The 20,477-nt window shown below is 71.0% G+C and carries 16 protein-coding genes; 12 read left to right on the top strand and 4 right to left on the bottom strand.

Going from position 1 to position 20,477, the window contains the following annotated elements; all coding sequences use genetic code 11:
* The first annotated feature begins 109 nt into the window (after positions 1 to 109).
* Positions 110 to 937 (top strand): methyltransferase, encoded by an 828-nt coding sequence (locus ACFQ6S_RS31075; protein WP_383417006.1) that lies wholly within the window; start codon positions 110 to 112, stop codon positions 935 to 937.
* 291 nt (positions 938 to 1,228) lie between these two features.
* Positions 1,229 to 1,621 (top strand): DUF3040 domain-containing protein, encoded by a 393-nt coding sequence (locus ACFQ6S_RS31070; RefSeq protein WP_383417003.1) that lies wholly within the window; start codon positions 1,229 to 1,231, stop codon positions 1,619 to 1,621.
* Between the two features lie 168 nt (positions 1,622 to 1,789).
* Here the strand turns inward: ACFQ6S_RS31070 and ACFQ6S_RS31065 are convergent, their stop codons facing one another.
* The 4 genes from ACFQ6S_RS31065 to ACFQ6S_RS31050 all read right to left on the bottom strand — a co-directional run bounded on the left by ACFQ6S_RS31065 (position 1,790) and on the right by ACFQ6S_RS31050 (position 7,395).
* Entirely contained in the window at positions 1,790 to 4,177 is a 2,388-nt protein-coding gene (locus ACFQ6S_RS31065) for a DUF3488 and DUF4129 domain-containing transglutaminase family protein (protein ID WP_383417000.1), read from the bottom strand.
* Positions 4,174 to 5,547, bottom strand: coding sequence for a DUF58 domain-containing protein (locus tag ACFQ6S_RS31060; protein WP_383416997.1), 1,374 nt, complete (start codon positions 5,545 to 5,547; stop codon positions 4,174 to 4,176). Before ACFQ6S_RS31060 ends, ACFQ6S_RS31065 begins: the two co-directional genes overlap by 4 nt.
* Complete coding sequence (locus ACFQ6S_RS31055; RefSeq protein ID WP_383416994.1) at positions 5,544 to 6,587, bottom strand: AAA family ATPase; 1,044 nt, start codon at positions 6,585 to 6,587, stop codon at positions 5,544 to 5,546. The genes ACFQ6S_RS31060 and ACFQ6S_RS31055 overlap by 4 nt, the downstream gene beginning before the upstream one ends.
* A gap of 259 nt (positions 6,588 to 6,846) precedes the next feature.
* Positions 6,847 to 7,395: a beta-class carbonic anhydrase gene (locus ACFQ6S_RS31050; RefSeq protein WP_383416991.1), complete on the bottom strand. Its 549-nt coding sequence runs from the start codon at positions 7,393 to 7,395 to the stop codon at positions 6,847 to 6,849.
* Between the two features lie 438 nt (positions 7,396 to 7,833).
* Between ACFQ6S_RS31050 and rsmH the strand changes: the two genes are divergently transcribed.
* From rsmH to ACFQ6S_RS31000, 10 genes are all read left to right on the top strand, one after another.
* Positions 7,834 to 8,790: a 16S rRNA (cytosine(1402)-N(4))-methyltransferase RsmH gene (rsmH, locus tag ACFQ6S_RS31045; protein WP_383416988.1), complete on the top strand. Its 957-nt coding sequence runs from the start codon at positions 7,834 to 7,836 to the stop codon at positions 8,788 to 8,790.
* Between the two features lie 78 nt (positions 8,791 to 8,868).
* A complete protein-coding gene (locus ACFQ6S_RS31040) occupies positions 8,869 to 9,471 on the top strand; it encodes a septum formation initiator family protein (protein ID WP_383416985.1) in 603 nt (200 codons plus the stop codon).
* 5 nt (positions 9,472 to 9,476) lie between these two features.
* Positions 9,477 to 11,441, top strand: a complete 1,965-nt coding sequence (locus tag ACFQ6S_RS31035) for a peptidoglycan D,D-transpeptidase FtsI family protein (RefSeq protein ID WP_383416982.1) — start codon at positions 9,477 to 9,479, stop codon at positions 11,439 to 11,441.
* A 172-nt stretch (positions 11,442 to 11,613) separates the two neighbouring features.
* Positions 11,614 to 13,143, top strand: coding sequence for a UDP-N-acetylmuramoyl-L-alanyl-D-glutamate--2,6-diaminopimelate ligase (locus ACFQ6S_RS31030; protein ID WP_383416979.1), 1,530 nt, complete (start codon positions 11,614 to 11,616; stop codon positions 13,141 to 13,143).
* Positions 13,144 to 13,147: 4 nt separating this feature from the next.
* A complete protein-coding gene (gene murF, locus ACFQ6S_RS31025) occupies positions 13,148 to 14,554 on the top strand; it encodes a UDP-N-acetylmuramoyl-tripeptide--D-alanyl-D-alanine ligase (RefSeq protein WP_383416976.1) in 1,407 nt (468 codons plus the stop codon).
* Entirely contained in the window at positions 14,551 to 15,624 is a 1,074-nt protein-coding gene (gene mraY, locus ACFQ6S_RS31020; protein WP_383416973.1) for a phospho-N-acetylmuramoyl-pentapeptide-transferase, read from the top strand. The genes murF and mraY overlap by 4 nt, the downstream gene beginning before the upstream one ends.
* Positions 15,606 to 17,030: a UDP-N-acetylmuramoyl-L-alanine--D-glutamate ligase gene (murD, locus tag ACFQ6S_RS31015; RefSeq protein ID WP_383416970.1), complete on the top strand. Its 1,425-nt coding sequence runs from the start codon at positions 15,606 to 15,608 to the stop codon at positions 17,028 to 17,030. Before mraY ends, murD begins: the two co-directional genes overlap by 19 nt.
* A gap of 103 nt (positions 17,031 to 17,133) precedes the next feature.
* Positions 17,134 to 18,495 carry a putative lipid II flippase FtsW gene (gene ftsW / locus ACFQ6S_RS31010; protein WP_383416967.1) on the top strand — a complete coding sequence of 454 codons (1,362 nt, stop codon included), beginning with the start codon at positions 17,134 to 17,136 and terminating at the stop codon, positions 18,493 to 18,495.
* Between the two features lie 6 nt (positions 18,496 to 18,501).
* The gene (murG, locus tag ACFQ6S_RS31005) at positions 18,502 to 19,593 is read left to right on the top strand and encodes an undecaprenyldiphospho-muramoylpentapeptide beta-N-acetylglucosaminyltransferase (RefSeq protein WP_383416964.1); all 1,092 of its coding nucleotides are present in this window, start codon (positions 18,502 to 18,504) and stop codon (positions 19,591 to 19,593) included.
* Positions 19,594 to 19,619: 26 nt separating this feature from the next.
* Positions 19,620 to 20,417 carry a cell division protein FtsQ/DivIB gene (locus ACFQ6S_RS31000; RefSeq protein WP_383416961.1) on the top strand — a complete coding sequence of 266 codons (798 nt, stop codon included), beginning with the start codon at positions 19,620 to 19,622 and terminating at the stop codon, positions 20,415 to 20,417.
* Positions 20,418 to 20,477 lie beyond the last annotated feature (60 nt).

Raw genomic sequence — 20,477 nt, 5'->3', positions numbered from 1 at the left:
TAGGGTGGAGGGCGCCTGAAGCCTTCCCGTCCCCGTGACCCGGGCCCGGGAAGGCAGCCCGTTCGCTCCGCCGTGCAGACGGCGGTGCCGCTCCGAGGAGCCAAACGCCGTGTCGGACCCGATGCGCCCGCCCGTCTCCCACCACCACCCTCAAGCGACGTCGCTGCGCTCCGGTACCTCTCGACCCCGCGCAGCTCTCCGTACCGCCGTGGTCTGGGAGGTCCTTCAGGACGCCCTGGACCGCCGCGTGAAGGCCACGGGTCGCCAGGCGCTGGACGTCCTCGACACCGGCGGCGGCAGCGGCAACTTCGCCGTGCCCCTGGCCCGCCTCGGCCACCGCGTCACCGTCGTCGACCCCAGCCCGAACGCGCTCTTCGCCCTGGAGCGGCGCGCCGCCGAGGCCGAGGTCGCCGACCGGGTGCAGGGCGTGCAGGGCGACGCCCACGGCCTGTTCGACGTGGTCGAGCGCGGCGGGTACGACGTCGTGCTGTGCCACGGCGTCCTGGAGTACGTCGACGACCCCGCCGAGGGCGTCCGCAACGCCGTGGCCGCCCTGCGCTCCGAGGGCGTGCTCAGCCTGCTCGCCGCCGGTCTCGGCGGTGCCGTGCTGGCGCGGGCCCTCGCCGGCCACTTCAAGGAGGCCAAGCAGGCCCTTCAGGACCCGGACGGCCGCTGGGGCCAGGGCGACCCCATGCCGCGCCGTTTCACCGCCGAGCAGCTCACCGGACTGGTCGAGCGGGCCGGGCTGAGGGTCGGTGCCGTGCACGGGGTGCGGGTCTTCGCCGACCTGGTTCCCGGGGTGCTCGTGGACACCGAGCCCGGGGCGCTGGAGGCGCTGCTGAAGCTGGAGGAGGCGGCGGCCGAGCTGTCCGCCTTCCACTCGGTGGCCACCCAGCTGCATGTGCTCGGCGAGACGGGGGAGACCCCTCGGGCCTGAGCCGTCCGCTGTGAGCATGCCGCAGGGGAGCGCCTTGATCAGGGACTTGGCTGCACATGGAGTACGCCACAGGCCCCCCGATCGGGCGCGCGTCGCCGTATGATCGAGGGAGACCGTTCCGGCATGACGGGTCGGCCGCTGGGGAATGAAGATCTCAGCGAGCCGGGTTGTCCATGCCGGAGCCCGGTTGGCCAATTGGCGTAGAGGGGCGGGTTTCACGGGGGCGATTCCCTGCCTATCCTGAAGGGACCCCCCGGGTCGCCCCGGCGACTGCACGATGAGGAGGACTCCGTGCCGCTCTCGGAGCACGAGCAGCGAATGCTCGAGCAGATGGAGCGAGCGCTGTACGCCGAAGATCCCAAGTTCGCGACAGCGCTTGAGGGAAGCGGGCTGCGTACGTATACCCGGCGACGGGTCTACCAGGCGGTCGCGGGCTTCCTCGTAGGTATCGCGCTCCTCATGGCTGGAATGGTCGCCAAGCAGGTGTGGCTGAGCGTGGTGGGCTTCCTCGTCATGCTGGGCTGTGCGGTACTCGCGGTGACCGGCTGGCGCAAGGCCCCCAAGCCGGGCGAACAGGCCTCCGGCGGCCCCCAGGCCCGCCGTCAGCCACGTCAGAAGCGCTCCGTGATGGACCGTATCGAACAGCGCTGGCAGCGCCGCCGTGACGAACAGGGCGGCCATTAGCTCGACGAGCAGCTCCTAGGCAGGCGCAGGGGGTGACCACCGGTCGGGTGGTCACCCCCTCCCGCGTGTCCGCACAGCTCCCCTTGCGGCTCCCTGGCGAGGGGGGTGTGCCGGCACCCGTCCGGGCGCCGGCACACCCCCTCGGCTCAGCTCGGCTTCAGCGAACCGTCACCCTTGGTTCTGCCCGGGCGCCGAGGGCCTGCGCAGCGTCGGTCGGGCCGCGGCGGCGCGCCGCTTGATGTCGGTCCACCACTCGGTCAGTGTCCACACCACCCGCGCGCTGGACCGTGGCGCCAGCTGGGCGCGCAGGTTGGTCGTCCAGCCGGCCTTGGACCGCAGGTCCGACCGGGCGCGGCGCACGTCCTCCGCGAGACCGGCCGTCGGCCGGGGGCTCGGGGCGTAGAGGACCTGCTCCACCGCGTCGGCGACCCGGTGGACCGAGTCCGCGGCCTCCGGGTCGAGCCGGCCCAGGCGGACGATGCGGGCGGCCGTCTTGCGGGGCGTCTGGGAGTCGTCCGGCGGGATGCCGAAGTCCCAGGCGGTGTCCGTCAGTTCCTGCCACACCGCCAGTGTGTGGAGCGAAACCTCCGACTCCGTGCGACCATGCCCTCCCAGCCGTACGGCTCTTGTCCGCAGCCGCCACAGCATGGGCGCCAACGGGATCAGCAGCGCCGCGGCTCCGCCGAGCACCCACGCCAGGAGGACGTACCACCTCGGGCCGTCACCGCCGGCCGCGATCGCGGCCTCCGGGGACTCGCTGGCGCACAGTTCGGGCTTCTGCCCCGCGCAGCTCTCGCTCGTCGAGGGAGTCGCGGACGGCCCCGCGCTCGTCGACTGCGAGGGCCGCGCCACGTCCGGGAGCGTGGAGCCCGGGATGTCCGACTGGGTGTACGAGGGCACCGAGCCACGGGTCGGCGTCGGTTCGAAGCGGGTCCAGCCCACGCCCTCGAAGTAAAGCTCGGGCCAGGCGTGCGCGTCCCGCAGCCCGACCGAGACGGAGTTGTCGCCCTGCGGGGTGCCGGGCGCGAAGCCCACCGCGACCCGGGCCGGTATGTCCAGCGAGCGGGCCATCGCCGCCATCGCGAAGGAGAAGTGCACGCAGAAGCCCTGCTTGTCCCGCAGGAAGCGGGCGATGGCCTGGGGGCCGCTGCCGACCTTCACGTTGGTGTCGTACTGGAACCCGCCCGCGCTGGCGAAGTACTCCTGAAGCTTGACCGCCTGGTCGTAGTGGCTGTTCGCACCCTCGGTGACCTGGCGCGCGGTACGGGCGACCACCGCGGGCAGCGAGTCGGGCAGTTTGGTGAACTCACGCTTCAGCGCGGCCGGCGGCTCCGGAGCGCCCGCGAGCTGCTCCGCCGTCGGCTGCACATCGAGGCTGCGCACGCTGTACGTGACCCCGCGTGTGGTCTGGCGGCGGTCGCCGACGACCGTCATGCCCAGCGGTTCGTACCGCCACCGGCCGTCGACGTCCACGCCGCTCGGCGGGTACGGCATCGGCAGCCAGTTCTGGGCGTACCAGTCCGCGGCCGAGACGGTCGTCTCGATCTCCGCGCGCCGGACGTCGGGGCCGAGGCCGAAGGGGGTGGGGAACTTGTCCGGCACGGCCTCGATGTTGCGCTTGGAGGGCTGCCAGGTCGTGCCGTCGAAGTCGTCCAGGGACACGATCCGCAGGTACAGGTTCGACAGGTCCGACGTGTTGGTCTTGACGGACAGGACCTCGCGGTCCTCGTCCACATTCAGACTGTCGCGCAGCGACACCAGCGGATTCACCGCGGATATGGTGCCCCCGCTCCCGCTGCCGGAGCCCACCCCGGTGCCCGCGGCGTCCAGCAGGCCGCCGTTCATCGAGGGCAGGGCGAGCGGCACCGCCAGGGCGATGCCCAGCGCGACCACGCCGATACGCCGCCCGGTGCGGACCGGCGCCACCGCGCCGGCCGGCTCCCCGTCCGGTGTCCTGGGCGCCCCGCCGAAGACCCGGCCCCACTGCGAGAGCCGGTCGCGGCCCTCGGCCAGGAGCAGCATCAGATAGCCCATGGCGGCGACCAGGAACCACAGCCAGTCCGCGCCGCCGTCCGACAGCCCGGCGGCGACGGAGTAGAGCGCCAGCAGGGGCAGCCCGGCCGGCGCGGCGCTGCGGAAGGTCACCGCGAGGGTGTCCACCGCCAGGCCGATGATCAGGACGCCGCCGATGAGCATCAGCCGGATGCCGTCGGAGAGCGGCGCCGGGATCGAGTACCGGCTGACGTCGTCCGCGCCGCTCTGCAACAGGTCGCCGAAGTGGGCGAACGCCTCCGGGCCGGGGAGCACGCCGATGATCGCCTGCTGGTTGGCGAAGGTCAGGGTCAGCAGCATCAGCCCGGTCAGGGCCTGTGCCGCCACTGTCAGCGGCCGGGCCAGCGGCACCCGCCGGGTCGCCATGCCCACGCCGGTCTGGATCGCCAGCAGGAAGATCGCCTGCAGCAGCCAGGTGACCGGGGAGACCAGCGGCAGCAGGGCGCACGCGGCCATCAGCGTGGCCGCCGCGGCGCACAGCGCCATTCGTGTCCGCCCGCTCATGCCGCTCCCCCCTCGCCGCGCACGCCACCGGCCGCCGCGGCGTCCGTACGCGCTCGGTCGGCCTGGCGCCACAGGTCGTTCAGCGAAGCGCCCCGCGGCACGCTCAGGGCCGTCCAGCCCGCCTCCCGCAGCAGCCGCAGGCGCTCCTCGCTTCTGTCCAACGCGCCGGGCACATCGGCCGGTTCCCGCACCCAGGTCCCGCTGTCCAGGACGAACGCCACCGCGCCGCCACTGCGCTGACGCATCTTGGCGGCCACCGTCGCCTGCTCCTCGTCGAGGTCGCCGAAGAAGGCGACCAGCAGCCCCTCGTTGCCGCCGCGCAGCACGTCGTACGCCCGCGACAGGCCCGTACCGTCGGAGTGGTCGATCACCGCGAGGGTGTCCATCATCAGCCCGGCCGCGTCCGCCGACTCCTGGCTCGCGCCCGCGAACCCGTCGGTGCCCTCGCCGGGCACCGAGCTGCCGGTGTCGGTCAGCAGCCGGACGGAGAAGCCCCGCTCCAGCATGTGGACCAGCGCGGACGCCGTGCCCGAGACGGCCCACTCGAAGGCCGAGTCCGGGCCCGCGCCCTGGAAGGCGGCGCCCCGGGTGTCCAGCAGCACCGTGCAGCGGGAGCGCTGCGGCTGCTCCTCGCGGCGCACCATCAGCTCGCCGTAGCGCGCGGTGGAGCGCCAGTGGACGCGGCGCAGGTCGTCGCCGTAGCGGTAGCCGCGCGGGATCACGTCGTCCTCGCCGGCCAGCGCCAGCGAACGCTGCCGCCCGTCGCCGTACCCCTTGGCCTCCCCGCTGAAGCGCACCGGCGGCAGCGGCTCCACGCGCGGGATGACCGTGAGGGTGTCGTGCGTCGAGAAGGAGCGGGTCAGCTCGCACATGCCGAACGGGTCGCTCAGGCGCAGCTGCAACGGCCCCAGCGGATAGCGGCCCCGCAGGTCGGAGCGCACCCGGTAGGACACCTCGCGGCGGCCGCCCGGCTCGACCCGGTCCAGCACGAAGCGGGGGCGCGGGCCGAGGACGTAGGGCACCCGGTCCTGGAGCATCAGCAGGCCCGTGGGCAGCCGGGAGACGTTGTCCATCCGCAGGTGCACACGGGCCTCGCTGCCGGCGGGCACGCGCGCGGGGGAGAGCCGGCGGCTGCCCGCGACCCGGTAGCGGGTGCGGTACAGCACCGCCGCGCAGACCAGCGGGAGCACCGCGAGCAGCAGGCCCACGCGCAGCAGGTCGCTCTGGCCCAGGACATAGGCGCAGATGGCGGCCGCGATGCCGGCGGCCAGGAACGAGCGGCCGCGCGTGGTCAGACCGGCCAGTGCCGTGCGGAGGCCGCTCTTCTCACCGCGGTCCGCCTCGGCCTGGCCCGTACTGCCGGAGGTCATCCCAGCCTCCGCGGCGGCTGCTGGCCGTACGCCGCGGTGCCGCGGCCGAGGCCACCGAAGCCGCTCTGCTGCTGCGGTGCGGCGGGCACCGAGGTCCGCTGGAGGATCTCCTGGACGACCTGCTCGGCCGTGCGGCGGTTCAGCTGGGCCTGCGCGGTGGGCAGCAGGCGGTGTGCCAGAACGGCCACGGCGAGGGCCTGCACGTCGTCCGGGAGCGCGTACTCCCGGCCGCTGAGGGCCGCCGACGCCTTCGCCGCGCGCAGCAGATGCAGCGTCGCGCGCGGGGAGGCGCCGAGTCTGAGGTCGGGGTGGGTGCGCGTGGCCGCGACCAGGTCCACCGCGTACCGGCGGACCGGCTCGGCCACGTGCACACCGCGCACCGCGTCGATCAGCTTCACGATGTCGTGCGCGTGGGCCACCGGCTGCATGTCCTCCAGCGGTGAGGCACCGCCGTGCACGTCCAGCATCTGCAGCTCGGCCTCCACGCTGGGGTAGCCGACGGAGACACGGGCCATGAAACGGTCGCGCTGCGCCTCGGGCAGCGGGTAGGTGCCCTCCATCTCGACCGGGTTCTGCGTGGCCACCACCATGAAGGGGCTCGGCAGCTCGTAGGTCGTCCCGTCGATCGTGACCTGGCGCTCCTCCATGGACTCCAGGAGCGCGGACTGCGTCTTCGGCGACGCGCGGTTGATCTCGTCGCCGATCACGATCTGCGCGAAGATCGCGCCGGGCTTGAACTCGAAGTCCTTGCGCTGCTGGTCCCAGATGGACACACCCGTGATGTCCGACGGCAGCAGGTCAGGCGTGAACTGGATGCGTCGCACCGTGCAGTCGATGGACCGTGCCAGCGCCTTCGCGAGCATGGTCTTGCCCACGCCCGGAACATCCTCGATCAGAAGATGTCCCTCTGCGAGCAGTACGGTCAGCGAAAGCCGTACGACCTCGGGCTTGCCCTCGATCACACCCTCCACGGAACTGCGGACACGCTCCACAGTCGCGGTCAGATCAGTGAGGCTCGCTCGATCGTCATAGGTCGTCACCCGGCCCTCCTCGGCCCGTTCTTTCCGGGCCGACGCTCTATCACGCGGACCGGCCCACCCCTGGAACACGGACACCACGCGTGAAACGTTCCGCGTGTTGCCACACTCGCATTCTTGCTGCCGTTACCGATTCGTGTCACTCGCCTGTGGACAACTGCCTGCGTTATGTCGCGTCTTACGGCCTTTTGGGCACGCCCGAGCGCAAATTGACAGGCGAACGACAGCTACGGCGGAAGGTTACGCGGGGTCCGTGGCGCCGCTACGCGGGGTCGATCTCCCGCAGCAGACCCGTCTTCACATCGAAGACAAAGCCCCGCACGTCATCGGTGTGCAGCAGGAACGGCGAGGTGCGCACGCGCTGCATCGACTGCCGTACGTCCTGGTCGACGTCCCGGAACGCCTCCACCGCCCATGCGGGACGCTGGCCGACGTCCAGCTCCAGCTCGTTGCGGAAGTCCTCGGTGATGCTCTCCAGGCCGCAGCCGGTGTGGTGGATCAGGACGACGCTGCGGGTGCCGAGCTTGCGCTGGCTGATCGTCAGCGAGCGGATCACGTCGTCCGTGACGACCCCGCCGGCGTTGCGGATGGTGTGGCAGTCGCCGAGCTCCAGGCCGAGCGCGGCGTGCAGGTCGAGGCGGGCGTCCATGCAGGCCACGACGGCTACGTGCAGGACGGGACGCGCGTCCATGCCCGGGTCGCTGAAGGCGGCGGCGTAGTGCTCATTGGCGTCGACGAGACGGTCGGTGACCGTGCCGCGGTGGACTATCGCACTGTCGGGGCCTGTGGGAACCGATGCAGAAGTCGTCATAGCCATGACGTTACTGGTCACGTCCAGACCGGGCCTGTTGTGAGAGGGGACAAAGAACGCCATCGAGGCTTGTTGTGAGCTAACCCACAGGGGTGGTGTGACTACGCCCGTACGAGCCAATTTCGGCGCCGGACGCCTCCGGCGGAACCCGAAGCGGCGACGCGCAGGCCGGTTGATTGACCGCGCGACACCGTGGACTAAAGTGACGCGAAGCGGGAGGCGAGTCTCCCTGCTGGACTGTTTTCCCCGGAGACCCCGGCGATTTTTCCGGAGATCTCCCCGCGTGCGCGGCGCGTACGTACGGCTCGGCCTCCTCCCGCTCCCGGTCGGCTGACGCTTCCGGCGCCGGCAGGCCTCCCTTTCACTGGGGGTCCCCCAGTTTGTCGGGGGAGGGTGGGGACCCGGCGGTGCGTACGGCGCCGGATCAGAGAGGGTCCCTTGAGTCAGAGTCGACATGTCCCGGTGATGCTCCAGCGGTGCCTGGACCTGTTGGCCCCCGCCCTCAGGCGGCCGGGAGCGGTCGTCGTCGACTGCACGCTCGGGCTCGGCGGCCACAGCGCGGCGCTCCTCGATCAGTTCCCCGAGGCCCGGCTCGTCGCCCTCGACCGCGACAAGGAGGCCCTGCGCCTGTCCGGTGAGCGGCTCGCCCCGTACGGAGAGCGCGCGACCCTCGTGCACGCCGTCTACGACGAACTGCCGGACGTCCTGGCAAGGCTCGGCCTCCCGCGCGTGCAGGGCGTCCTGTTCGACCTCGGCGTCTCCTCCATGCAGCTCGACGAGGCCGACCGGGGGTTCGCGTACGCCCAGGACGCCCCGCTCGACATGCGCATGGACCAGACCACCGGGATGAGCGCCGCCGAGGTCCTCAACACCTACCCGCCCGGCGAGCTGGTCCGCATCCTGCGCGCGTACGGCGAGGAGAAGCAGGCCAAGCGGATCGTCTCGGCGGTCGTCCGGGAGCGCGAGAAGGAGCCCTTCAGCAACAGCGCCCGGCTGGTCGAGCTGATCCGCGACGCGCTCCCGCAGGCCGCCAAGCGCACCGGCGGCAACCCGGCCAAGCGCACCTTCCAGGCGCTGCGCATCGAGGTCAACGGCGAGCTCTCCGTGCTGGAGCGGGCGATCCCGGCCGCCGTGGCGGCACTCGACGTCGGCGGGCGGATCGCCGTCCTGTCGTACCACTCGCTGGAGGACCGGCTGGTCAAGCAGGTGTTCGCGGCCGGCGCCGCCAACACCGCGCCGCCCGGACTGCCGGTCGTGCCCGAGCAGTACCAGCCCCGGCTCAAGCTGCTGACGCGCGGTGCCGAACTTCCCACCGAGGAAGAGGTCGCCGAGAACCGGCGCGCGGCACCGGCGCGCCTGCGCGGTGCCGAGCGCATCAGGGAGTCCATCGAATGAGGGACGTGAGGCAGGGGCGGGCGTCCCGGTCCGGGATTCGAACCCGTGAGTTGGAGAACCGGACTCTGGGGAGGGTGAGTGAGTAGGAAACCCGAACTGAGGGGGCGGGCCGCCCGGCTCGCGCGGCTCTTCCCCCCGGGCGCCGGGCAGGCCGCCCGTGCCCCCTTCGTCCTCCTCGTCGTCCTGCTGCTCGGAGGCGGCCTCATCGGGCTCCTCGTGCTGAACTCGGCTCTCAGCGAGGGCGCGTTCCAACTCGACGACATCAAGCGGGAGACGAAGTCCCTCACCGACGAGGAACAGTCCCTCCAGCGGGACATCGACGCCTACTCCGCACCCGACGCCCTCCAGCGCCGGGCCCGTGAACTGGGCATGGTCCCGGGCGGTGACCCCGCCTTCCTGAACCCGGACGGCACGGTCAAGGGCGTCCCCAGTGCCGCGCCCACCGGGCAGCTCCTCGGGCGCAGCCCTCTCGTCCTCGCCCCCGAAGCCCTCGCAGGCGAGCCCGCGACAGCGACGGCGCCCAGCCCGACGTCCACCACGCCGGCCGCCGCGACCACGCCGGACGCGTCCCAGCCCACGGCCACCCAGGGCACCTCCCGGTCCGCGCCCGAGTACGCGCCCCCCGTCCAGCAGTCCGCCCCGTCCGCCCAGTCCTCCACGTACCCGACCCCCGGCAGGTGACGGAAGTGTCCGACAGGGAACCGCCGCGCCGCCGCGTGCCCGGACCCGCCAAGCCCGCCCGCTCCGGCGGCGGTGCCCAGCGGCGCCCGGGTCCCGGCGCACGCCCGGCCCGCCGCCCGGCACGACCCCGCCCCGGTGCCACCGGCACCCTCCGGCTCGGCAGTCCGCGTCCCCGGCTGCGGATGGTCGGCCTGGCCCTGACCCTCGTCCTGAGCGCCTTCGTCGTACGGCTGCTCCAGGTGCAGGGCGTCGACGCGAGCACCTATGCCGCCAAGGCCCAGAAGAACCGCTACGTCGGATACACCCTGGCCGCCGAGCGCGGCGGTATCACCGACCGCAACGGCGTGGCGCTCGCGGCCAGCGTGGACGCGTACGACATCACCGCGGACCCCACGCTCTTCTCCCGCGAGCAGCTGAAGATCGACGACGGCCCCGAGCAGGCGGCCGCCCTCCTCGCGCCGATCCTCGGCCAGGAGCAGGAGGCGATCGCCAAGAAGCTCCGGCCCGCGAACAAGAACCTGCGCTACACCCTGCTGGCCAGCCGCCAGACCCCGCAGGTCTGGAAGCAGATCAAGGACCTGAAGAGCGCGCTGGCCACCAAGGCCGAGACGGACAAGGGCACGGTCAACGTCCTCGGGGGCGTCCTGTCCGTCGCCAGCAGCAAGCGCGTGTACCCGAACGGCGATCTCGCCGCCGGGATACTGGGCTGGGTCAACGCGGACGGCAAGGGCGGCGGCGGGATCGAGCAGCAGCTGAACAAGGAGCTGTCCGGCAAGGACGGTGAGATCCGCTACGCCCAGTCCGGCGGCCGTCAGGTCCCCACCGTGGGCTCCACCGAGACGCCCGCCGTGCCCGGCAGCGACGTCGAGCTCACCATCGACCGCGACATCCAGTGGGCCGCGCAGAACGCGATCACCAAGCAGGTGGAGGAGTCCCGGGCGGACCGCGGCTACGTGATCGTCCAGGACACCCGCACCGGCGAGATCCTCGCCATGGCCAACTCACCCGGCTTCGACCCGAACGACCTCTCCGAGGCCAGCAGCGCCAACATGGGCAACGCGGCCCTCCAGGACGCCTACGAGCCCGGCTCCACCGCGAAGGTCATGTCGATGGCCGCCGTACTGGAGGAGGGCGTGGCCTCGCCCGGCACGCATGTCATCGTGCCCAACCGGCTGCACCGCGGCGACCGGCTCTTCAAGGACGACATCGACCACGACACCTGGTACCTCACGCTCAACGGCGTGCTCGCCAAGTCCAGCAACATCGGCACCATCCTCGCCACCGGCCAGCTCGGCAAGACCCAGCCGTCGTCCAACAAGGTCCTCTACGACTACCTGCGCAAGTTCGGTCTCGGCAGCTACACCGGCCTCGGCTTCCCCGGCGAGACGCGCGGCATCCTGGCCGCCCCGGACAAGTGGTCGACGTCGCAGCAGTACACGATTCCTTTCGGCCAGGGCCTGTCCCTCAACGCGCTGCAGGCGGCCTCGATCTACTCGACCATCGCCAACGGCGGCGTACGGATCGAACCCACGCTCGTGCGCGGGACCGAGGGGCCCGACGGGCAGTTCACCGAGACGGCGAAGCCCAAGAAGACGCGGGTCGTCAGCGCCGGGACGGCGAGAACCCTCGCCCAGATGCTGGAGTCGGTCGTGGACGACCGGGAGGGCACCGGCACCAAGGCGCGCATCCCCGGCTACCGAGTCGCGGGCAAGACGGGTACGGCGAACCGCGTGGATCCGGCCACCGGGAAGTACCGCGGCTACACGTCGTCGTTCGCCGGCTTCGCGCCCGCCGACAACCCCAGGGTCACGGTCTACTGCGCCATCCAGAACGCCACCCAGGGCAACTACTTCGGCGGCCAGATCTGTGGCCCGATCTACAAGCAGGTGATGGAGTTCGCGCTGAAGACCCTCCAGGTCCCGCCGACCGGGGCCAAGGCCGCCAAGCTCCCGGTCGCCTACAAACCCTGACCCCCCTGATCAGCACCGAGCAGCCAGGAACCACCTCGTGACAACGATCACCCCCGACTCCGGGAACCAGGGCGAGCCCCGCCCCTCACTTCGCTCTCATGCCGGTGCGCCCGGTACGCTCACCGCCGTGCCACACGCTGATCAGTCCCAAACCACCCAGAAGGGGCACCCCGTGACATATCCGGGACCGCCCAGGCCGGCCCAGGTCTCCGCCACACCCCTCGCGGAGCTCGCCGACCAGCTGGGTGCCCCCGCGCCTGCGGGCACCTACGGCTCCGCCGAGGTCACGGGCATCACCCATGACTCGCGCGCCGTCCGCCCCGGCGACCTGTACGCCGCCCTCCCGGGCGCCCGCCTGCACGGCGCCGACTTCGTCACGCAGGCCGCCGGCCTCGGCGCGGCCGCGGTGCTGACCGACCCGACCGGCGCCGAACGCGCCGCGGAGACCGGCCTGCCGGTCCTGGTCGTCGAGGACCCGCGCGGGCAGATGGGCGAACTGGCGGCCACGATCTACGGCCATCCCGGCCGCGATCTGCTCCAGATCGGCATCACCGGCACCTCCGGCAAGACCACCACCGCCTACCTCGTCGAGGGCGGCCTGAAGACCCTCAGGTCGACCGGCCTGATCGGCACCGTCGAGATGCGCATCGGCGACGAGCGCATCAAGTCCGAGCGCACCACGCCCGAAGCGACCGACCTGCAGGCCCTGTTCGCCGTCATGCGCGAACGCGGCGTCGACGCGGTCGCCATGGAGGTCTCCAGCCACGCGCTGGTCCTCGGCCGGGTCGACGGCTGCGTCTTCGACATCGCCGTGTTCACCAACCTCAGCCCGGAGCACATGGAGTTCCACTCCGACATGGAGGACTACTTCGGGGCCAAGGCGCAGCTGTTCACGCCGAACCGCAGCAGACTCGGCGTCGTCAACCTCGACGACGAGTACGGCCGCAGGCTCGCCGAGGAGGCCACCGTCCCGGTCGTCACCTTCTCCGCCGAGGGCCACCCCGACGCCGACTGGCGCGCCGAGGACGTCCAGGTCGGACCGATGGACGCCACGTTCACGGTGATCGGCCCCAAGGGCGAGCGGATCGCCGCCACTTCGCCGCTGCCGGGTCCCTTCAACGTGGCGAACACCCTCGCCGCCATCACCGCCCTGGCCGCCGCCGGCCTCGACGCCCAGACCGCCGCCGACGGCGTCGCCGCCGTGCCGGGTGTGCCGGGCCGCCTGGAGCGCGTGGACGCCGGGCAGCCGTATCTCGCGGTCGTGGACTACGCCCACAAGACCGACGCCGTCGAGTCGGTCCTCAAGGCGCTGCGCAAGGTCACCGAGGGCAAGGTGCACGTGGTGCTCGGCTGCGGAGGGGACCGCGACAAGACCAAGCGGGAGCCGATGGGCGCCGCCGCGGCGCGGCTCGCCGACACCGCCGTACTGACCTCCGACAACCCCCGCTCCGAGGACCCCCTCGCGATCCTTGCAACCATGCTCCAGGGCGCGGCGTCCGTGCCGGTACACGAGCGTGGCGAGGTCCAGGTCTTCGAGGACCGGGCCGCCGCGATCGCCGCCGCCGTCGCGCGCGCACAGCCCGGGGACACCGTGCTGGTCGCGGGCAAGGGCCATGAGCAGGGCCAGGACATCGCCGGAGTGGTCCGTCCCTTCGACGACCGCCAGGTACTTCGCGAAGCTATCCAGAAGACCCAGGGATGAACTTGTGATCGCCCTCTCTCTCGCCGAGATCGCAGAAGTCGTCGGCGGGCAGACGCACGACATACCGGATCCGTCGGTCCAGGTCACCGGATCCGTCGTCCGGGACTCCCGTGAGGTGGAACCCGGCAGCCTCTTCGTCGCCTTCGTCGGTGAGCGCGTGGACGGCCACGACTTCGCCGAGGCCGTCGTGGCGGCCGGCGCGGTAGCCGTCCTGGGCTCGCGTCCCGCGGGTGTCCCCACGATCGTCGTGGCGGACGTCCAGAAGGCCCTCGGCGCCCTCGCCCGGCATGTGGTCCAGCGGCTCGGCGCGACCCTCGTGGCCCTGACCGGCTCGGCGGGCAAGACCAGCACCAAGGACCTGATCGCCCAGGTGCTCCAGCGCAAGGCACCTACCGTCTGGACGCCGGGCTCGTTCAACAACGAGATCGGACTGCCGCTCACCGCCCTCAGCGCCACCGACGAGACGGGGTTCCTCGTCCTGGAGATGGGCGCCCGGGGTATCGGCCACATCCGCTACCTCACCGATCTGACGCCCCCGAAGATCGGCCTCGTGCTCAACGTCGGCACCGCCCACATCGGCGAGTTCGGCGGCCGTGAGCAGATCGCACAGGCCAAGGGCGAGCTGGTGGAGAGCCTTCCGGAGGACGGCGCGGCCATCCTCAACGCCGACGATCCCCTCGTACGGGCCATGGCGTCCCGTACGAAGGCGAAGGTGATCCTTTTCGGAGAGTCCGGCGAAGCGGACGTTCGCGCCGAGAACGTGCGACTCACGGACAGCGGACAGCCTTCCTTCATGCTTCACACACCCTCCGGGTGCAGCGATGTGACCATGCGCCTGTACGGTGAGCACCACGTGTCGAACGCGCTCGCCGCGGCCGCCGTCGCCCATGAGCTGGGCATGTCCGCAAGTGAGATCGCCACAGCGCTCTCCGAGGCGGGCTCCCTCTCCCGCTGGCGTATGGAGGTCACTGAGCGCCCGGACGGCGTGACCGTCGTCAACGACGCCTACAACGCGAACCCCGAGTCCATGCGGGCCGCCCTCAGGGCGCTGGCGGCCATGGGCAAGGGACGTCGCACGTGGGCGGTGCTCGGCAAGATGGCCGAGCTCGGGGACGAGGCGCTCGCCGAGCACGACGCGGTCGGACGGCTCGCCGTCCGGCTCAATGTCGGCAAGCTCGTCGCGGTCGGGGGCAGGGAAGCGTCCTGGCTGCAACTGGGCGCATATAACGAGGGTTCGTGGGGTGAGGAGTCGGTGCACGTGTCCGACGCACAGGCGGCGGTCGACCTGTTGCGCAGCGAGTTGCGCCCAGGGGACGTCGTGCTCGTGAAGGCGTCCCGTTCTGTCGGTCTGGAGGGCGTCGCCGAGGCGCTGCTCGCGGGCGGTACCGAGGGTGAGGTTGCCGCCCGATGATGAATCAGATCCTGTTCTCAGGAGTCATTGGCCTCTTCCTGACCCTGATCGGCACTCCGCTGCTGATCAAGCTGCTGGCCCGCAAGGGCTACGGCCAGTACATCCGTGACGACGGCCCGCGCGAGCACCATGCCAAGCGCGGTACGCCGACGATGGGCGGTATCGCCTTCATCCTGGCGACGATCGCCGCGTACTTCCTGTCCAAGCTGATCACCGGCAAGCCGCCGACGTTCTCCGGCGTCCTGGTCATCGGGCTGATGGCCGGCATGGGCCTGGTCGGCTTCCTGGACGACTACATCAAGATCGTCAAGCGCCGCTCGCTGGGTCTGCGGGCCAAGGCCAAGATGGCCGGCCAGCTGTTCGGCGGTATCGCCTTCGCGGTGCTCTCGCTCCAGTTCGCGGACAACCGTGGCAACACCCCGGCGTCCACGAAGCTCTCCTTCGTGCAGGACTTCGGCTGGTCCATCGGCCCGGTGCTGTTCGTGGTCTGGGCGCTGTTCATGATCCTCGCCATGTCGAACGGCGTGAACCTGACGGACGGTCTGGACGGCCTCGCCACCGGCGCCTCCGTGCTGGTCTTCGGCGCCTACACCTTCATCGGCGTGTGGCAGTTCCAGGAGTCCTGCGCCAACGCGCAGACGCTGACCAACCCGGGCGCCTGTTACGAGGTACGAGATCCACTCGACCTCGCCGTCGTCTCCTCGGCGCTGATGGGCGCCTGCCTCGGCTTCCTGTGGTGGAACACCTCGCCCGCCAAGATCTTCATGGGCGACACCGGTTCACTGGCCCTCGGCGGCGCGCTGGCCGGTCTCGCCATCTGCTCGCGCACCGAGCTGCTGCTCGCCATCCTCGGCGGCCTGTTCGTGCTGATCACCATGTCGGTGGTCATCCAGGTCGGCTCCTTCCGGCTCACCGGGAAGCGCGTCTTCCGCATGGCGCCACTCCAGCACCACTTCGAACTCAAGGGCTGGTCAGAAGTGCTCGTAGTGGTCCGCTTCTGGATCATTCAGGGCATCTGTGTGATCGTCGGACTGGGCCTCTTCTACGCGGGATGGGCAGCGGACAAGTGACCGACTGGCAGGGGAAGAACGTCACCGTCGCCGGGCTCGGCGTCTCCGGGATCCCGGCGGCCAAGGTGCTGCACGGCCTCGGCGCGAAGATCACCGTCGTCAACGACGGCGACGACGCAAGCGCGCGTGCCCAGGCCGCGGAACTGGAGGCGCTCGGTATCACCGTCCGCCTCGGCGACGGGGCGACCCTGCCCGAAGGCACCGAACTGATCGTCACCGCGCCCGGCTGGAAGCCGGACAAGCCGCTCTTCGCGGCGGCCCGGGAAGCGGGCCTCGAGATCTGGGGCGACGTCGAGCTCGCCTGGCGGCTGCGCGGCCCCGACGCCGCGCCCTGGCTCGCCGTCACCGGCACCAACGGCAAGACCACGACCGTCCAGATGCTGGCCTCGATCCTCAAGGCGGCGGGCCTGCGCACCGCCGCCGTAGGCAACATCGGCGTCTCGCTGCTCGACGCGGTGCTCGGCGAGGAGCAGTACGACGTCCTCGCCGTCGAGTTGTCCAGCTACCAGCTCCACTGGGCGCCTTCGCTGCGCGCCCACTCGGCCGCCGTGCTCAACCTCGCGCCCGACCACCTCGACTGGCACGGCTCCATGGAGGCGTACGCCGCCGACAAGGGCCGTATCTACGAGGGCAATCACGTCGCCTGTGTCTACAACGTCGCCGACAAGGCCACCGAGGACCTGGTGCGCGAGGCGGACGTCGAGGAGGGCTGCCGGGCCATCGGCTTCACGCTGGGCGCCCCGGCCCCGTCCCAACTCGGTGTCGTCGACGGCATCCTCGTCGACCGCGCATTCGTCGAGAACCGGCAGAAGAGCGCCCAGGAGCTCGCCGAGGTCTCCGACGTCAACCCGCCGGCCCCGCACAACATCGCCAACGCCCTTGCGGCGGCGGCCCTCGCCCGCGCCTACGGGGTGCCCCCCACGGCCGTACGGGACGGGCTGCGTGCCTTCACGCCGGACGCCCACCGCATCGCGCACGTGGCGGACGTGGACGGGGTCGCGTACGTCGACGACTCCAAGGCCACCAACACGCACGCGGCGGAAGCGTCGTTGGCTGCGTACGAGTCCATCGTGTGGATCGCGGGCGGGCTCGCCAAGGGTGCCGTCTTCGAGGAGCTGGTCGCCAAGTCGGCCGAGCGGCTGCGCGCGGTCGTCCTGATCGGCGCCGATCGTGGCCTGATCCGTGAAGCCCTGGCGCGACACGCGCCGGAAGTACCCGTCGTCGACCTCGACCGGACCGACACTGGGGCGATGCTCGCGGCAGTCCAGGAGGCCCGGCGACTCGCTGTTGCCGGAGACACGGTGCTCTTGGCACCTGCTTGTGCCTCGATGGACATGTTCGCCAACTACAACCAGCGCGGTGACGCGTTCGCGGAGGCGGTTCGCGAACTCGGCGCGGGCGCCTGACGGCGGGTCTCGGCCACAGCGGGTGCTTCGGGACCCTTGGAGGGACGCGTGACTCGGATGTGGCCGGACGGTTCGTACGCCCACGGCGAAGCGGTGAGCGCCGATGCCCGGTAGCCGTACAGGACGGCCGCCCGTTCAGCGAGCCGTTCGCCGGCCCGTCACTCCGGGGCCGTCGCGCGAGAACGCCGTACGACGGCTCCACACGCGTCTGCAGCGAGCCTGGGACCGGCCGCTGACCGCGTACTACCTCATCCTCGGCGGCAGTCTGCTGATCACGGTGCTCGGTCTGGTGATGGTCTACTCGGCCTCACAGATCACCGCGCTCCAGCTGTCCAAGCCGGGGTCGTACTTCTTCCGCAAGCAGCTCCTGGCGGCCGTGATCGGCAGCGTGCTGATGTTCGTGGCCTCGCGCATGCCGGTGAAGCTGCACCGTGCGCTGGCCTACCCGATCATCGCGGGCGCCGTCTTCCTGATGGCGCTGGTGCAGGTGCCCGGGATAGGAGTCGCGGTCAACGGCAACCAGAACTGGATCGCCCTCGGCGGCTCCTTTCAGATCCAGCCCAGTGAGTTCGGCAAGCTCGCGCTGGTGCTGTGGGGCGCCGACCTGATGGCCCGCAAACATGACAAGAAGCTGCTGACCCAGTGGAAGCACATGCTGGTGCCGCTGGTGCCGGTCGCCTTCATGCTGCTCGGGCTGATCATGCTCGGCGGTGACATGGGTACGGCGATCATCCTGTCGGCGATCCTGTTCGGCCTGTTGTGGCTGGCGGGGGCGCCGACCCGGCTGTTCGTGGGCGTGCTGTCGGTCGCCGGTCTGATCGGCCTGGTGCTGATCAAGACCAGCGCGAACCGGATGGCCCGCCTCCAGTGCCTCGGTGCCACCGAACCGCGCAGCGGCGCCGTCGACTGCTGGCAGGCCGTGCACGGCATCTACGCGCTCGCCTCCGGCGGAATTTTCGGTTCCGGGCTGGGTGCGAGTGTGGAGAAATGGGGCCAACTCCCCGAAGCCCATACCGACTTCATCTTCGCCGTCACCGGTGAGGAACTGGGCCTGTCAGGGACGCTGTCGGTGCTCGCCCTCTTCGCGGCTCTAGGCTATGCGGGTATCCGCGTGGCCGGACGCACGGAGGACCCCTTCGTGAGGTATGCCGCGGGAGGCGTGACCACCTGGATCACCGCGCAAGCAGTGATCAACATCGGTGCGGTGCTCGGTCTGCTGCCGATCGCCGGGGTCCCCCTCCCGCTGTTCTCATACGGAGGGTCAGCCCTGCTGCCGACCATGTTCGCCATCGGGCTGCTGATCGCCTTCGCACGCGACGAGCCCTCTGCGCGGGCAGCGCTTTCCGTGCGGCAACCCCGCTTTGGTAGAAAGCGTGCGGGAGGCGCCGCGCGAGACCGGGGGCCTCGGAGATGGAACACGATGCGACGGCGTGCCTCGGTGGCGCGCTCGTCCGGAGAGCGGTGAATTTCGGTGCATGTCGTACTCGCCGGTGGGGGGACCGCCGGCCACATCGAGCCCGCGCTCGCCCTCGCGGACGCCCTGCGCAGGCAGGATCCGACCGTGGGGATCACGGCCCTGGGCACGGAACGCGGCCTGGAGACCAAGCTCGTTCCACAGCGGGGTTATGAGCTCGCGCTGATCCCGGCGGTACCGCTGCCGCGCAAGCCCACCCCCGAACTGATCACCGTCCCGGGCCGGCTGCGCGGCACGATCAAGGCGACCGAGCAGATCCTGGAGCGGACCAAGGCGGACGCCGTCGTCGGCTTCGGCGGCTATGTCGCCCTGCCCGGCTACCTGGCCGCCAAGCGCCTGGGCGTGCCGATCATCATCCACGAGGCCAACGCCCGTCCGGGCCTGGCCAACAAGATCGGTTCGCGATACGCCAGCCAGGTCGCCGTCTCCACGCCGGACAGCAAGCTGCGCAACGCGCGTTACATCGGCATCCCGCTGCGCCGCACCATCGCCACCCTCGACCGGGCCGCCGCCCGCCCCGAGGCCCGCGCGATGTTCGGGCTCGACCCGAACCTGCCGACGCTGCTGGTCTCCGGCGGCTCGCAGGGCGCCCGCCGCCTCAACGAGGTCGTCCAGCAGGTCGCGCCCTGGCTCCAGCAGGCCGGGATCCAGATCCTGCACGCGGTCGGTCCGAAGAACGAACTGCCGCAGGTGCAGCAGATGCCGGGAATGCCCCCGTACATCCCGGTACCGTACGTGGACCGGATGGACCTCGCGTACGCCGCGGCCGACATGATGCTCTGCCGCGCGGGCGCGATGACCGTCGCCGAACTCTCCGCCGTCGGACTCCCGGCCGCCTATGTCCCGCTGCCCATCGGCAACGGCGAACAGCGGCTGAACGCCCAGCCGGTGGTCAAGGCCGGCGGCGGACTGCTCGTCGACGACGCGGAACTGACGCCCGACTGGGTGCGGACGAATGTCCTGCCCGTGCTCGCCGACCCGCACCGGCTGTACGAGATGTCCCGCGCCGCCGCCGAGTTCGGCCGCCGGGACGCCGACGACCTGCTCGTCGGCATGGTGTACGAGGCGATCGCCTCGCAGCGCCGTTAGGAACCGTATGACGGAGGGCAGGGAGCGTGGCCGGACCGACGACCGCCGAGCGCGGTGAACGCCAGCAGGAGTCGTCCGACCCGCCCCTCGCCCGGCGGAGGTTGAGACTGCGCCGTCTTCGTACGATGATCATTCTTCTCGGGGTCCTCGTACTCCTCGGCGCCGGCACCGTCTGGGCGCTCTACGGCTCCCAATGGCTGCGCGTCGAGCGCGTATCGGTCGCCGGGACCCGGGTTCTGACGCCGGAGCAGGTCCTCGAGGCGGCCGACGTCCCCGTCGGGGCACCGCTGATTTCCGTCGACACCGGTGCGATTGAAGCCCGACTGGGCCGGAAATTGCCGCGAATTGACGAGGTCGACGTCGTCCGCTCCTGGCCTCATGGAATCAGCCTGAAAGTGATGGAGCGTACTCCGGTTCTGGTCGTTCAAAACGGCGGAAAGTTCATCGAAGTAGACGATGAAGGTGTCCGTTTCGCCACGGTTTCTGCGGCCCCGAAAGGCGTTCCGTCACTGGAATTGACGGTGTCCCGGTCGAGCTCCGCCGCCGCGAGCCTGCGTCGTTTCGGCGAGGCCCGTCTGGTGCGCGAGGCCGTGCGGGTCGCCGACGCCCTTCCGGCCGCCGTCGCGCGAGGCACCCAGGTCGTCAAGGTCCGTTCCTACGACGACATCTCGCTGGTGTTGAGCGGTGGCACGACCGTCGACTGGGGAAGCGGGGAGAAGGGCGCCGCGAAAGCTCGCGCACTCAACGCTCTCATGAAAGCCTCGCCGGATGCTCGGCACTTCGACGTGAGCGTTCCCACCGCCCCTGCGTCAGCAGGGAGTTGACGCACATTCGCGCAGGCCAGCACCCTGGTTGGGCAGCGACATGGCTGATCACATAGGGTG

The organism is Streptomyces sp. NPDC056479, from assembly GCF_042795335.1.
Lineage (GTDB): Bacteria > Actinomycetota > Actinomycetes > Streptomycetales > Streptomycetaceae > Streptomyces.
Note: the sequence above shows the minus strand (reverse complement) of the source record. Positions and strands in the feature narration are given on the sequence as shown.